Origin of the sequence: Candidatus Darwinibacter acetoxidans (genome assembly GCF_041936445.1) — a bacterium.
Lineage (GTDB): Bacteria > Bacillota > Limnochordia > Darwinibacteriales > Darwinibacteriaceae > DTU010.
In genome coordinates this window covers 1-14,756 of the sequence record NZ_JBHGXH010000325.1, presented here as the reverse complement: position 1 = coordinate 14,756, position 14,756 = coordinate 1, and the positions used below count along the sequence as shown (strand labels likewise).

At 59.2% G+C, this 14,756-nt stretch carries 13 protein-coding genes; 7 read left to right on the top strand and 6 right to left on the bottom strand.

Annotation, left to right across the window (positions count from 1 at the left end):
• The 3 genes from ACE4YL_RS14205 to xylB form a co-directional block, all read left to right on the top strand.
• Positions 1-395: LacI family DNA-binding transcriptional regulator (locus tag ACE4YL_RS14205; RefSeq protein WP_461365454.1), on the top strand; the 395-nt coding region annotated here is incomplete at its 5' end.
• A 33-nt stretch (positions 396-428) separates the two neighbouring features.
• The gene (xylA, locus tag ACE4YL_RS14200; protein ID WP_461358883.1) at positions 429-1,745 is read left to right on the top strand and encodes a xylose isomerase; all 1,317 of its coding nucleotides are present in this window, start codon (positions 429-431) and stop codon (positions 1,743-1,745) included.
• 46 nt (positions 1,746-1,791) lie between these two features.
• Positions 1,792-3,291, top strand: a complete 1,500-nt coding sequence (gene xylB, locus ACE4YL_RS14195; protein WP_461358882.1) for a xylulokinase — start codon at positions 1,792-1,794, stop codon at positions 3,289-3,291.
• Positions 3,292-3,389: 98 nt separating this feature from the next.
• Here the strand turns inward: xylB and ACE4YL_RS14190 are convergent, their stop codons facing one another.
• From ACE4YL_RS14190 to ACE4YL_RS14165, 6 genes are all read right to left on the bottom strand, one after another.
• Positions 3,390-4,139 (bottom strand): DUF6904 family protein, encoded by a 750-nt coding sequence (locus tag ACE4YL_RS14190; RefSeq protein ID WP_461358881.1) that lies wholly within the window; start codon positions 4,137-4,139, stop codon positions 3,390-3,392.
• Positions 4,132-4,287: a hypothetical protein gene (locus ACE4YL_RS14185; protein ID WP_461366868.1), complete on the bottom strand. Its 156-nt coding sequence runs from the start codon at positions 4,285-4,287 to the stop codon at positions 4,132-4,134. The genes ACE4YL_RS14190 and ACE4YL_RS14185 overlap by 8 nt, the downstream gene beginning before the upstream one ends.
• Before the next feature lie 158 nt (positions 4,288-4,445).
• The gene (locus ACE4YL_RS14180) at positions 4,446-5,435 is read right to left on the bottom strand and encodes a sugar phosphate isomerase/epimerase family protein (RefSeq protein WP_461358879.1); all 990 of its coding nucleotides are present in this window, start codon (positions 5,433-5,435) and stop codon (positions 4,446-4,448) included.
• A gap of 14 nt (positions 5,436-5,449) precedes the next feature.
• A complete protein-coding gene (locus ACE4YL_RS14175) occupies positions 5,450-6,628 on the bottom strand; it encodes a Gfo/Idh/MocA family protein (protein WP_461358878.1) in 1,179 nt (392 codons plus the stop codon).
• A 129-nt stretch (positions 6,629-6,757) separates the two neighbouring features.
• Positions 6,758-8,473: a hypothetical protein gene (locus ACE4YL_RS14170; protein WP_461358877.1), complete on the bottom strand. Its 1,716-nt coding sequence runs from the start codon at positions 8,471-8,473 to the stop codon at positions 6,758-6,760.
• Between the two features lie 142 nt (positions 8,474-8,615).
• Positions 8,616-9,761: a Gfo/Idh/MocA family protein gene (locus ACE4YL_RS14165; protein WP_461358876.1), complete on the bottom strand. Its 1,146-nt coding sequence runs from the start codon at positions 9,759-9,761 to the stop codon at positions 8,616-8,618.
• Between the two features lie 231 nt (positions 9,762-9,992).
• Here ACE4YL_RS14165 and ACE4YL_RS14160 point away from each other — a divergent pair, with 231 nt between their 5' ends.
• The 4 genes from ACE4YL_RS14160 to ACE4YL_RS14145 all read left to right on the top strand — a co-directional run bounded on the left by ACE4YL_RS14160 (position 9,993) and on the right by ACE4YL_RS14145 (position 14,580).
• Positions 9,993-11,261, top strand: coding sequence for an ArsB/NhaD family transporter (locus ACE4YL_RS14160; RefSeq protein WP_461358875.1), 1,269 nt, complete (start codon positions 9,993-9,995; stop codon positions 11,259-11,261).
• A gap of 210 nt (positions 11,262-11,471) precedes the next feature.
• Positions 11,472-11,978, top strand: a complete 507-nt coding sequence (locus ACE4YL_RS14155; RefSeq protein ID WP_461358874.1) for a rubrerythrin family protein — start codon at positions 11,472-11,474, stop codon at positions 11,976-11,978.
• Positions 11,979-11,993: 15 nt separating this feature from the next.
• Positions 11,994-13,721: a 2-oxoacid:acceptor oxidoreductase subunit alpha gene (locus tag ACE4YL_RS14150; RefSeq protein WP_461365359.1), complete on the top strand. Its 1,728-nt coding sequence runs from the start codon at positions 11,994-11,996 to the stop codon at positions 13,719-13,721.
• Complete coding sequence (locus ACE4YL_RS14145; RefSeq protein WP_461360508.1) at positions 13,714-14,580, top strand: 2-oxoacid:ferredoxin oxidoreductase subunit beta; 867 nt, start codon at positions 13,714-13,716, stop codon at positions 14,578-14,580. Before ACE4YL_RS14150 ends, ACE4YL_RS14145 begins: the two co-directional genes overlap by 8 nt.
• The last annotated feature ends 176 nt before the right edge of the window (positions 14,581-14,756 follow it).

Here is a 14,756-nt window from a genome sequence, read left to right as displayed (position 1 = left end):
GGGCTGGGCTGGAATGGAGCCCCAGCCTGCTTTACTATGGCGATTGGCAGAGGGAATCGGGTTGGCGGGCGGTAAGGCAGTTCCTTGAGCTGGACCATCCGCCCACAGCCATTTTTTGTGCCAATGACCATATGGCCATTGGTGCCATGCAGGCACTGAGGGAAGCCGGGCTGGAGGTTCCCAAGGATGTCTCCATCATCGGCTTCGACGATACTGAACTGTGTCAGGTGGTGATGCCCAAGTTAACCACAATCAGGCAGCCAGTGGACTTGATGGGGCAGCTGGGCGCGCAAGTCGTCCTGCGCCAGATTGACGAAGAGTCCTTCGAGGTAACCCATACCAGTTTAGAACCAGAGCTAATCTTGCGGGAATCCACGGCGTATGTGACGAATTAGTCCTTGGATCCCAAGAAAAGGAGGAAGAGGAAGATGAGTAAATTCTTTCCAGAAGTAAGCAAGGTAGTGTACGAAGGTAAGGACAGCAAAAACCCCTTAGCCTTTCGCTACTACGATCCGCAGCGGGTGGTAGGGGATAAAACCATGGAGGAGCACCTGCGCTTTTCCATGGCCTATTGGCATACCCTCTGCGGCCGGGGCGTAGATATGTTCGGCGCCGGTACCGCCGTGCGCCCCTGGGATCGCTTCACCAATCCCATGGACGAAGCCAAGGCCAAGGCCGAGGCGGCCTTTGAGTTCATGTCCAAGATGCAGATTCCCTTTTTCTGCTTCCACGACGTGGACATCGCCCCTGAAGGGGAGACCCTCCAGGAGACCTTTAAGAACCTGGACGAGATCACTGCTCTGCTCAAGGACTTGATGAAGGCAACCGGCATCAAGCTGCTCTGGGGTACCACCAATCTGTTCAGCCATCCCCGCTTCATGCACGGAGCAGCTACCTCGCCCAACGCCGACGTGTTCGCCTACGCCGCAGCCCGGGTGAAGAAGACCATGGAGATCACCAAGGAGCTTGGCGGGGAGAACTACGTCTTCTGGGGCGGCCGGGAAGGCTATGAGACTCTGCTCAACACCGATCTGAAACTGGAGCTGGATAACCTGGCCCGCTTCCTGCACATGGCGGTGGACTATGCCAAGGAAATCGGCTTTACCGGCCAGTTCCTGATTGAGCCCAAGCCGAAAGAGCCCACCAAGCACCAGTACGATTTCGATGTCGGGACTGTGATCGGTTTCCTGAAGACCTACGGCTTGGATCCGTACTTCAAGATCAACATTGAGGCCAACCACGCGACGCTGGCTGGGCATACCTTCCAGCACGAACTGCGCATGGCCAGAATCAACGGCCTGCTGGGCAGCGTAGACGCCAACCAGGGCGACGACTTGCTGGGCTGGGATACTGACCAGATGCCCACCAACATCTACATCACAACCCTGGCCATGTACGAGATCCTCCTCAACGGCGGCTTGGCCCCCGGCGGACTGAACTTCGACGCCAAGGTGCGCAGAGGTTCCTTCGAGCCCATCGATCTGTTCTACGGGCATATCGCCGGTATGGATGCCTTTGCCCACGGTCTGCTCATCGCCCACCGCCTGCTGGAGTCCAGGGAGCTGGAGGACTTCATCGCCGAGCGTTACAAGAGCTACACCAGCGGTATCGGTGAGAAGATCGTCAAGGGCGAAGTTGGCTTCAAGGAGCTGAGCGAATACGCCATGGCGAATCAGGAGATCAAGCTCACCTCCGGACGCCAAGAACTCCTGGAGACCATTCTCAACAGGTATATGTTCGAGTAGTTGGACACGGAGGGAAAACGGCAGGAGTGAAAGGCGGGTTGCTGATATGAAGTATCTCATAGGGCTCGATGTGGGCACTTCGGCTGTGAAGGCCCTCCTGCTCACCGGCGAGGGTCAGGTGGTGGGGAGCCACACCGTGGAGTATCCCCTCTACTCGCCCCATCCCGGCTGGTCGGAGCAGAATCCGGAAGATATGTGGCAGGCCTCCGCGGAAGCCGTGCGGGGGGTTTTGGGGAAATTCCAGGTAGCGCCGGAGGATGTGGCCGGTTTAGGCCTATCCGGCCAGATGCACAGCTCGGTTTTCCTGGATGACAACTACCAGGTAATCCGGCCGGCCATTTTGTGGAATGACGTGCGCACCACGGCCCAGTGCCGCCGGATTGAGGCCACGGTGGATGCCGAAGTGCTGCGGGAGGAGGTGTGCAACCCCGTTCTGGAGGGGTTCACCCTGCCCAAGGTGGTCTGGCTGAAGGAAAACGAGCCCGAGAATTACGTCAAGCTGCGCTGGCTGGTCCTGCCCAAGGACTATGTGCGCTTCCGCCTCACGGGTCAGCTGGCCATGGAGGTATCCGATGCCGCGGGCATGCTCATGATGAATGTGCGCCAGCGGGTCTGGTCCAAGCCGGTGTTGGAACCGCTGGGCATTGACCCGGAAATCCTACCGCCCATCATCGGTTCTGCCGAAGTCGGCGGTACCATCAGCGGGGAAGCGGCGGAGGCCACCGGCCTCAAACCCGGTACCCCCGTGGTGGGCGGCGGAGCGGACAATGCCTGCGGAGCCGTGGGTTCCGGCGTGGTCCTGCCCGGGCGGGGCATGGTGAGCATCGGTACCAGCGGCGTGATCCTGGCCCACTTGGCTGAACCCAAGCTGGTCACCGAGGGTACGGTGCACATGTTCAACAGCTGCGTGCCGGGAGAGTTCTACATGATGGGTGTCACCCTCTCCGCGGGGCTCTCCTTGAGCTGGCTGCGGCGCCGCTTAGGTCTGGAAGAAGTGGAGTATGATGTGCTCACCAAGGCGGCGGAAGCGGTGCCCCCGGGCAGCCGGGGCCTGGTCTTCTTGCCTTACCTGACGGGAGAACGCACTCCCCACGGCGATGGCAACGCCAGGGGCAGCTTCGTGGGGCTGAGCGCCACCCATGACCAGGGCGAGATGATCCGCGCCGTCATGGAAGGCGTGGCCTTTGCCTTCTGCGATTCCGTGGAGCTGCTGCGTTCCGCCGGCTGGAACGGCACCTCTCTTAGGGCCCTGGGCGGTGGAGCCCGGTCGCCGCTGTGGAAGAAGATCATTGCCAGCGCCACCGGCCTCGCTTTGGATGAGATCAACATCGATGAAGGTCCCGCTTTAGGCGCCGCCATCCTGGCCGGGGTTGGCACCGGTATCTACGGCGATGTGCGGGAGGCCTCCGATTCCATCATCAAGGTGGTGCGCCAGGTGGAGCCGGATGAGGAGTGGCACAAGGTCTACGCTGAATTGTACCAGGTGTATAAAGACCTCTACCCTGCACTGAAGCCTTCCTTCGACCGGCTGGTGAGTTTTGCTTAAGGCGCAGAGGATAACAAGAGGGCTGGATCCGCAGCCAGCCCTCTTTCTTTATGCCTGTACTGGTTCGTACTGCCTGGGGAAATCCCTGTTTTGCTTCTTTACCAGTCGATCTCTTCGGGATAGTCAAGGCCAATCCCGAGGTCTTCCGGACTACAACCGTGGGCTTTGGCCGCGCGCCGCACCGCATGCCAGTAATCCCAATACTCATCGTCCTTTTCCACCAGGCGTTTGACCACGATGGAGATCTTTTGCGCCCTCCGTTCCCTGTCCAGTTTCAGGAAGCGGATGTTCAAAAGATCCAGGTATTGGGTGGCGTAGCCCACAGCGGAGAACTGACCTGAGAACATGAGATTCTTGATTCTGCCTAGAACGGTTGAGGGCACTGTCTTCTGGATGCACTGCCAGACCTCAGCCTGCAGCAGCCTGATCTGAGCCAGGGTGCTGTCCCAGATAACGTTCCTGTCTTCAAACGCACCGTGCCGGCTACCCGCGAGCTTCCTGGCCCGCAGCTCGGCGAAATCGTTGAGGGCCATGGTGCAGAACAGAAGCTCGGGCCACAGAACCTGGATGGATAGATAGACATTCCGATCGGGCGCAACAATCCCATGCCACTGCCGCACTTCGTCAGTGAGCCCATTGAACACAAAGGTGAAGTCTCGATGGCCCATCTTGGCGTGGCGCAGATCGTAGCAGATCCCCAGGATGCGCAGGCGCGCCCCGCCGTGGGCAGGATACTCATCTTCGTCCCCCACAATTTCGTGAAGTGCCTCATAAAGCTGGTCGAAATCGAAGAAATCTCCGGATATGGTGACCCCCGCGTTATTGGGCGTCGTTTCCACCTTAAGCATACAGCTCCTCCTCACTTATGTAACTGTACTTCCGTCCGTGAGCCTCCCCATCCTCAGGGGGAATCTCGCCGCCGTACTGGGCCAGCACGGCACAGCAGGTAATTTTTGCAACGTTTCTCTTTCTCGCTGGCTTTCTGCTCTGTTTCACTGCTTTCAACTCCCGCCGCTGCTTGGTGATTTTTTTGTCTTTAGGAATTCGCTCCTTGGGGAGCTGTTCCTGGAGGCTTCTTAAAAAAAGCCAGCCTGGATGAAGAAAGAAGGGCCGCTGGTCCGAAAACCAGCAGCCCGTGCTCAGCATGCTAGAGCTTACTTTTTCATGGGATCGTCGAAGGCGATGGCGGAGGGAGGGAAGTCCAGCCCCCGCACAAACTCCAAGGACTCCCGGGCGCCAAACTCCCTGTCCATCCCGCTGTCTTCCCACTCCACCGACAGCGGTCCCTGATAGCCGATGGCGTTCAGCTCCCGGATGATCTCCTCGAAGTTCACATCGCCGTGGCCCAGGGAGCGGAAGTTCCAGCCCCGATGCACATCGCCGAAGTTGAGGTGGGAGCCGAGGATGCCCGCCCTGCCGTCCAGGGTTACCGCCACGTCCTTCATATGCACATGGTAGATGCGATCGGCAAATTCCCTGATGAACAGATGGGGTTCCAGGCCCTGCCAGAGGAGGTGGCTGGGGTCAAAGTTGATGCCCAGGGTTTCCCTGCGGTTGAAGTGCTGCAAAAGCTTCTGGGTGGTGTAAAAATCAAAGGCGATCTCCGTGGGATGGACCTCCAGGGCAAAGCGCACGCCGCAGCGGTCGAATTCATCGAAAATGGGTGTCCACAGCTCGACGATCTTCTTGAACCCCTCTTCCACCATCTCTTCCGGCGTAGGCGGGAAAGAGTACCAGTAGGGCCAAATCGGCGAGCCCGTGAAGCAGGTAACCACCTGAACACCCATGTTTTGCGCGGCCCTGGCCACGTACTTCATCTCTTGAATGGCCCAGGCCCGGATCTTTTCAGGCTGCCCCTTCACCTGGTCGGGCGCGAAGGTGTCCAGGCGGGGATCCCAGTTATCGCCCACACACTGGCCGATGAGGTGCGCGCCGATGGCCCAGCAGCCCAGGCCGTAGCGTTCTAAAGTCTGCAGGCGGTCTTCCACGTAAGCTGGGTCTTCTGCAGCCCTTTTGGGGTCTAGATGGTCGCCCCAGCAGGCGATTTCCAGGCCGTCATAGCCCATCTCGCTCATTTTCCGGCAGACCTCTTCGAAGGTGAGGTCGGCCCACTGCCCGGTGAAGATGGTTACAGGTCGCGACAATCGGCTCTCCTCCTTTAGTCGAATTGAACCCAGACCGAACCCCGCCGGGAGCTCTCCACGCATTTATGGATGAACTTGACCCCCTGCAGGCCCGCCTGGACATCGGGGAAATCCAGGTCTTCTTCCGTCAGCTCGAGGCCCTGTTTGAGCTTGAGCAGGGCAGTGGTGAACTTGAGATAGGTGTTGGCAAAGGCCTCGTAGTAGCCCTCGGGATGCCCAGCGGGGACGCGGGACATGCCTGCGGCTGCGGGGTGGAAGTAGGGGTTCCCCCGGGAGAGCACCTGGACCGGCTGGTTGAGCTTGCGCACGATGAGGTAGTTGGGATCTTCCTGGCGCCATTCGATGGTGCCCTTGGTACCGAAGATGCGCACGGACAAGCCGTTATCATAGCCAACCGCCACCTGGGAGCACCAGTAGCTGCCCACCGCGCCGTTCTTGTACTTGACTAGAATATGGGCGTTGGTATCCAGCGTCCGACCCTCTGCACCGAAGATGTCCAGGCGGGCACAGAGTTCAGCTATTTCCAGCCCGGTGATGTAAGAGACTGTGTTTTCAATGTGGGTGCCGATATCGCCCACGCAGTTGGAGATACCGGATTTTTCCGGATCTGTGCGCCAGGCAGCCTGCTTGTTGCCCTCCTGCTCCACGGGGGTGGCCATCCAGCCCTGGGGATATTCAGCCACAACCACCTGGATGTCTCCGATTTCGCCATTTTTGATCATCATCTGGGCCTGCTTAACCGCGGGATACTGGGAGTAGGCGTAGGTCACGCAGAAGAGCAGCCCCTTTTCCTCGGCGAGCCTGGCCAGTTCCTCCGCTTCCTCCACCTGCAGAGTGAGGGGCTTGTCGCAGACCACGTGGATACCCCTCTGCAGGAACGCTTTGGCCGCGGGGTAGTGGTGGTAGTTGGGTGTGGCGATAATGACAAAATCGATGCCGTCCTCCCGGGCCGCCTCCTTTTCCGCCATTTCCCCGTGGTCCCGGTAGAGACGCTGGGGATCCAGGCCCAGCCGTTTCCCGGTTTCCAGGGTCCGCTCGTACTTAGAAGAAAAACACCCGGCGGCCAGTTCCGCCTGTCCGTCAAAGAGCGCCGCTTTGCGGTGAACGTCGGCGATAAAGGAGCCAGAGGCTCCGCCTACCAGGCCAAAACGGAGCGTGCCTGCTTGGGTCTTGATGTCTTTTCCCTCAATCATGCTTGTTCCACCTCCAGGCAAGAATACTTGTGGGGATATTAGGTAAACAGGGGAGAAAACCCTTTATCCATATGTCAAATGCAGGGACAAATGCCGCGGCGTTTGTTCAGGCCTGCCAGGCTGCACCACCTAAAAGGGGTAGCGCTGCAGCGGCAGGGCAGGAAACTCGCTGATGAAGCGTTCAACGTCGTAGATACCCGTGGCCTGCAGAAGCTCCCGGGAATAGCCTGTGGCGATGCGGGCTTGGCCCTGCGTTTTACGGCTCACTACCTGCAGCAGCTGCAGGATGGAGTCGGCTTCCAGGGATGAGCTCACCGGGCGGAAGTCCAGATCATCATCTGTGGCGAAATTGACCCAGCCCCTTGGGGTGAGCAGGGCGGAGAGGGCCAGGCCTGTCTGTGCGGCTACAGCGGGATCGAACAGACCGTTTGCTTCCGGTAACCACTGGCCGTAGGCGGCGATCCCCCGCTCTTCCCCCAAAAACAGTGCACAGTAGGCGTGGCTCCCCAGATCATACTCAAACCTTGCTCCCACCACATACACTTCCAGGCCGGGAATGTCCGCTAGATCCAGCATGGCCGCTGTGGCCAGGGCGGTGGAGAGGTCGCTGCCGGCCCTGGCCAAAAGGTAATCATCCAGGTTGAGGAGGTAAAGATCACTGTGGTACCACAGGGTCAGTGGCCTGGGACTGGAGCTGGGGCCCAGCCGCCGGAAGTATTCCTGCACCATGCTGTCCATCAGCGCCTTTAGGCCCCTGCTGCTGTTTTCCCTGGCCACCGCGGCCAGTTCCGCCGCCACTGGGCACAGGCGGTTGCTCAGCAGGGTGATGCGGGCGCCGCGCCAGCCCAGGGGGTCCGGCGCTTGGTTGCGGCTGAATCCCGCCATCTCGGCCCAGAAAGGATCCAGCTGCTGGAAAAGCTCTGGATGGAGCCGCCAGGAGGCCGTGTGCAGCTTGGCGGCGCAGGCCAGGGCTAAAAGCCTGTCTTCCTGGGAATGGAGTTTTGTGCTTTCTTTAAGAATTTCCACCAGTTCCGCTTCCAGCGCCGTGAGTTCAGGGATGAAACCTTCTTGGGCGCAGCTGGCCACCGCTTCCGCCAGAGCCGGGCTTTCCAGCCGATCGTCCCTGCCCATGAGGGGATACCAGACGTACTCTTGGTTGAAGATGAGCACCGCATCTCCCTCAAGTTCCCTGCAGGGCTCGCCGCTGTAGGTGAAAAGCTCAGCCGGGGAAGTGGGGGTGCTGGCTTTGTAAAGGTAGGCGGTGCCGTCCGCGGTGACGATGATGAAGGAATCCTTGCCCGCGCCGTGCTGGAAATAGAGGAATTCCGCCATGGATAGGGGCGTGGCCTGCCAGTCTGCCCCCTTGAGGGCTGAGGCCATGAAATGGAGCCTCAGATCCACAAAGGGCAAAAAGGCTGCGCTGCCGTAGAGCTCCCGGCAGCTCACCGGGTTGTGCTCAGCGCTGGAGAACTCTGACCAGCGGAAAAACTCCACGTTCCGGCTCAGCAGGATGGCGCGGTACTCCTCCCACTGCCGCTGCGGATCCTGGGTGCGGTTGCGGTAGAACTTGATCATGTTGGGCCGGGAGGTCAAAACCTCGTTGAACAGGGCATCTGCCTGCAGATACAGTTCGGGGTGTTTAACCGCGAGGGAACGGGATTGGTAGATGGCGTACTTGTAAGCGGGGTTTTCCAGGGCTTGACCAGCAGTATCCAGCCAGGCCTGGCCGTGGATGAGGTGGGCGGTTTCCCCTGGGGAGCCCGCCGCTGCCGGGACGCTGCTGAAGAGAAGGGCCAAATGCAAGCACAGGAGTGCACTTACCAAGAGTTTTCTGGGCAGAGACAATGCTAACCCCCCCTCTGGTCTGAGTCTTTGAGTTAACTTGTAGTTGATCTTTTTTCCACCGTTTGTACACAAATCCTGCTAAGGGGAGAAGTGGAAAAAGCGCTAAGTCCTCGAGGGTACTTAGCGCTTTAGACCAGAAGCTTTAGTCGAACTTGACCCAGACGGAACCCCGCTTGGAGCTTTCCACGCAGCGGTGGATGAATTTCACACCCCGCAAGCCAGCAAAAACATCGGGGAAGTCCAGATCTTCAGAGGTGAGTTCCAGGCCCTGCTTATGCTTGAGCAGCGCGCCGTTGAAGGCGCGGTAGAAGTTGGCGAAGGCTTCATAATAGCCTTCGGGATGCCCCGCGCCCAGGCGGGCCAGCTCGTTGGCTTGGGGGTAGAAGTACTCTTGGCCCTTGGCCAGCATCTGGGGCGGCTGGCCCAGCTTCGCCACGCGCAGGTGGTTGGGGAACTCCTGGCACCACTCAATTGTGCCCTTGGTGCCGAAGATGCGCACCTTCAGGGGATTGTCGTAGCCAATGGCCACCTGGGAGCACCAGTAGTTGCCCACAGCTCCGCTTTTGTACTTCACGAGCACGTGGGCGTTGGTATCCAGGGGCCGGTTATCCCCGCCGAAGTTATCCAAGCGGGCGCACAGCTCTTCGATTTCCAACCCGGTGATGTAGGCCACGGTGTTCTCGATGTGGGTGCCGATGTCGCCCACGCAGTTGGAGATGCCCGACTGCTTGGGGTCCGTCCGCCAGGGCACCTCGCCCTCCTGCTCCACGGGCGCGGCCAGCCAGCCCATGGGGTACTCGGCCATGACCACCTGGATCTCGCCAATGTCACCGTTTTGCACCATCAACTGCGCCTGCTTCACCGCGGGGCATTGGGCATAGGCATAGCTGACGGCAAAGAGCAGACCCTTCTCTTGGGCGAGCTGGGCCAGCTCTTCTGCTTCTTCCACAGTGACGGTCAGGGGCTTATCGCACACTACATGGATACCGCGTTCGAGAAAGGCTTTGGCGGCCGCGTAGTGCGCGTAGTTGGGACTGCAGATGATCACATAGTCAATGCCGTCCTCCCGGGCTGCTTCCTGCTCTGCCATTTCGTTGTGATCCCGGTACAAGCGCTCCCGATCCAGGCCCAGCCGCTGGCCGGTTTGCAGCGTCCGTTGGAAATCCCGGGAGAAGCTGCCCGCCACCAGCCTGGCCTGCTCATCGAAGGTGGCTCCCTTGCGGTGCACCTGGCCGATATAGGAGCCGAGACCTCCACCCACCATACCAAAACGGAGTACATCAACCATCGTTCTGCCTCCTTTTCCTTCCATCATGACGGCACTTCCGTGCGCAGAGGATTTGCTCTGGGTATTAGTCATCCGGGAAGCCGATCCCTGCCGTGGCTGAAAGAACTAGCGCAATTGGGGGGCTCCATCCCGAGGGCAAAATCTCCGGGAGAGGGTGTCTTTATGGAGAGGAATCCCTCTGCTCAAAAGAGAATTCCCTCAAAGAAGAAATGTTGAAAGGAAGTTGTTGCATTGCAAACATTGGCCATCGCACTATTTGCCATCACTTACCTTTTGCTGTTATTGCTGCCCCGTTACAGACCGCATATCGCACTAGTCTCGGCAGGAATCTTTGTTGCGGTGGGTATTGTCCCCCTGAACATGGTCTTTGGCTTTATTGACTGGAATGTGATCTTGATGATCGCCGGAACAATGGGGATTGTTTCGCTCTTTATCGAGTCCCGGATGCCTGCTCTGCTGGCGGACCTGATCCTGGAGAAGACGCCCACTGTTCGCTGGGCCATCGTGGCTTTATCTCTCTTTTCCGGCATCATTTCTGCTTTCATGGACAATGTGGCGACGGTGTTGATTGTGGCCCCGGTGGCCATGAGTATCGCCAAGAAGCAGGGAATTTCCCCTGTGACCAGCGTGATCGCCGTGGCCATCGCCTCCAACCTCCAGGGTGCGGCCACCCTGGTGGGTGATGCCACTTCCATCCTCCTGGGCGGGCATGCCAATTTGGACTTCCTGGATTTTTTCTGGCTCCAGGGCCGGCCCGGGATGTTCTGGGTGGTACAGGCAGGGGCAGTAGCTGCCACCGCCATCCTGTATTGGGTGCTGCGCTCCACCAAGGGCCAGATCCAACCGCAAGCCCGTACCGAGGTGCAGGATAGGTTCCCGGGCTATCTGCTTCTGATCATGATCGTGCTTCTGATCCTGGCTTCCTTTATTCCCGAAAAACCCCACATCACCAACGGCTTGATCTGCGTTGCCCTCTTCGCGGTGGGCTTGATCCGGGATCTGGCTTTGGGGAAAGGCTTTAAGCACAGCTGGAAGACCATCCTCGATATCGACTTGTTCACCCTGCTTTTGCTCATGGGTTTGTTTGTGGTGGTGGGCGGACTGACGCAAGCTGGGGTGATCGAAAGGTTCGCCGCCTTCATCGCCCGCACGGGACAGGGTAACGTCTTCCTGGTTTACACCCTAATTGTCTGGATGTCCGTTTTGATCTCCGCTTTCGTGGACAACATCCCCTATGTGGCCACCATGCTGCCGGTGATGGGCAGTGTAGCTTCCATTATGGCAGTGGAACCGAACCTCCTCTACTTCGGACTTTTGTGCGGAGCTACCCTGGGCGGGAATCTCACCCCCATCGGCGCTTCCGCCAACATCACCGGTATCGGGCTGCTGCGCAGGGAAGGCTATGAAGTGAGCGCCGGCCAGTTCATGCGGCTGGGTGTGCCCTTTACCCTGGCCGCCGTGACCGTGGGCTACATCCTGATTTGGCTGCTCTGGGGGTAGGGCACTTAGGGGGAGGTGAGGTAATTCACTAAGTGGCTTAGTTTTCCACATTATACACAGGTTACCCACAACACACCGCGCAAAACAGGTGTTTCCGCCCAGCATCTAGTGGAAGCGCTTGTTACGAATGTATAGCAATAGCGTCTTGCCAGTAAATTGCTGGTATGCTATAGTAACCATTAGCACTATCAATTGGGAGGGGATTTGTGCATGAGAATCATGACCGAAAAGAACCTGAGGGATGCTTTTGCCGGAGAAAGCATGGCGCACATGAAGTACCAGATCTACGCCAACGTGGCGGAGAAGGAAGGCTTACCCAATGTGGCTAAGCTGTTTAGGGCCATTGCCTATGCAGAGCTGGTCCATGCCCGCAACCACCTGAAGGAGCTGGGCGGGATCAAAGATTCAGTGGCCAACCTCCAGGATGCCATTGATGGCGAGACCTACGAAGTGGAAGAGATGTACCCTGCTTTTAAAGTAGTGGCCGAGCTCCAGCAGGAAAAGGGTGCGGTCCGCTCCACCCACTATGCCCTGGAGGCTGAGAAGATCCACGCCGACATGTACGGCCAGGCCAAGAAGACGGTTCAGGAGAAGAAGATCGACATCGAACTGGGCACGGTCTACGTGTGTGACGTCTGCGGCTGGACCCATGAGGGCGATGCACCGGAGAAATGCCCCATCTGCCAGGCTCCCAAGAGCCAGATCCGGGCGTTTTAGGCAGGGAGGCAGATCATGCAGACCCTAAACATCAAGATTGGAGGGCAGGCGGGGCAGGGTTTGGTGTCGGTAGGTACCATTCTGCTCCGGGCGGCCACCCAAGAGGGCTGGCACCTCTTCGCCCACCAGGATTACGAGTCGCGTATTCGGGGAGGCCACAACTTCTTCCAGATCCGGCTGGCGGACCAGCCTGTGGCCTCCTGGGAGGACGACATCGATATTCTCGTTGCCCTGGATGAAACCACGGTCACCCAGGAACTGGGGGAAGTCAAACCGGACGGAGTGGTCATCTACGATCCAGATGTTTTAGGTGATGCAGCAAAAGAACTGGTAACAAAGGAGAACTGTATCGGTTTGCCCTTTGCCCGCATGGCAGAGGAGCTGGGCCAGCCCAGGATCATGGCCAACGCGGTGGCGGCAGGGGCCGTCTGGGCGCTGCTCAGCGAAGAGATTACTGTACTCCATGAGACCCTGGCTTTGATGTTTGCCGATAAGGGCGAGGCGGTTGTGGCCGGGAACCAGCAGGTGGCCTCCCACGGATTTGAGCGGGTGAGGGGGCTGCTGGGGGCAAGGCCCCGACCGGCCAAACCGGCCAAGAGCAGGCCGCACCTGGTTTTGCGGGGTAATGACGCCCTGCCCTTGGGGGCCTTGGCTGCAGGGGTGAAGTTTATGAGCGCCTACCCCATGACCCCCTCCACGGGTGTCACCGAGTTCATCGCCAGCTACGGCAGGGAAGCCAAGGTCATCATGGAGCAGGCGGAAGATGAAATAGCCGCGATCAATATGGCCATTGGCGCCAGCTTCACCGGAGTGCGGGCTATGACCGCCACCTCCGGCGGAGGATTTGCCCTGATGACAGAGGCTTTGAGCCTCGCGGGCTCGGCGGAGATCCCCATTGTGGTCATCAACGCCATGCGGCCGGGCCCCAGCACGGGGCTGCCCACCCGCACTGAACAGGGCGATTTAAGGTTTGCCGTCGCCATGTCCTTTGGCGATTTCCCCAGGGCGGTCTTGGCCCCGGGGGATGTGGAAGAGGCCTTTTACCTCATGGCCCATGCTTTTAACTTGGCGGAAGAATACCAGATGCCGGTGGTGGTCCTAAGCGACCAGCATCTGGCCGATTCCTATACCACCGTACCGCCTTTCGATCTGAGCAAGATCGAGATCCGCCGGGGTAAGCTGGCTGCTCCTGAAGAAGCTGGCCCTGCTTACCTGCGGCACCGCTTCACGGAAGACGGCATCTCGCCTCGCCTTTACCCAGGCTTTGGAGCTGGCCTTGTGGTCAGCGCGGGTGATGAGCATGACGAGGCCGGCCATCTCATCGAAGATACGGAAACCAGGCGGAAGATGATGGAAAAACGCATGGCCAAGCAGAGGCTGGTGGAAGATAACGCCTTGGACCCCGTGCTCTGCGGAGCGGAGGATCCGGAGATCATGCTCATCGGTTTCGGATCCACCAAGGGGGCCATTGCAGAAGCGGTGGCCGTCCTCAACAGCCGCGGGTGCAGAGCCCAGGGGGTCCACCTACCCCAGGTCTTTCCCCTGCCCCGGAGGCTAGGTGAGCTGTTACAAAAACCTGCCCAGAAGTTCATTGTGGAAAGCAACTACTCTGGGCAGCTGGAGGAGCTCATCGCTTCCCGCTTTGCCTGGAAGCCCACGGGCAGCATCAGGCGCTATGACGGCAGGCCCATGAACGCCAAGTATATTTTGGACAGGCTTCCGGGAGGTGAATGCCGTGGCTGAGCAAGGGTTTGTGGTGAGCAGGGAGACAGCTTGGTGCCCCGGGTGCGGCAATTTCGGTATCGTGCGGGCCTTGGCCAAGGCCCTAAGCGAGCTGGGGCTCAAACCCCAGGAAGTGCTCTTCGTTTCCGGTATCGGCCAGGCGGGCAAGCTGCCCCATTATATCAGCGGTAATGTGCTCAATACGCTGCACGGCCGCACTTTACCCACCGCTACTGGGGCGAAGCTGGCCAACAGCGATTTGACTGTAATCGCGGTGGGCGGTGATGGCGACGGCTATGCTGAGGGGGGAAACCACTTCCTCCACGCCATCAGGCGGAATGTGGACATCACATACATTGTCCACGACAACCAGGTGTTCGGCTTAACCAAGGGGCAGGCTTCGCCCAGGAGCGACCGGGGGATGGTGACTGGGACTACGCCCCTGGGAGCGTATAACGAGCCCTTTAACCCCTTGGCCACTGCCATTACCCTCAACGCCGGCTTTGTGGCCCGCAGTTTTGCCGGTGACCAGGAGCATCTGGCCCGGGTCCTCAAAGCTGCCATCCAGCATAAAGGCTTTGCCTTAGTGGATGTTCTCCAGCCCTGCGTCACCTTTAACCGGATCAACACCTACCAATTCTACCGTTCCCGGGTGTACGATCTGGACCAGGAAGCCGGCTATGACCGCAGCGACCGCCAGGCCGCGTGGGCCAGGAGCTGGGAGTGGGGAGAGAGGATTCCCATCGGCATCTTCTATCAGGTGGAGCGGCCCACCTTAACGGATCATTTTGGGGACATTGTGGATGTTCCCCTGGTGAAGCAGGAGCTGGCCAGGGGGGAACTGGTGGAGGAGCTCTTACACGAGTTCCGTGTCGGTTAAGGAGGCGAGCGGAGGACCAGCAGGTCCTCCGCATCCGCGGTGCGCCCGGCATGTCTACCGAGCCGATGGGTTGAGAGAAACCCTACCGCCCAACCAGCGGGAAGGTAACCAGCAGGCAAGGGCGCCACTGGCAACAGTGGGGTCTGGAGGAAGCCGAGGGGGTGCCTTGGAACATA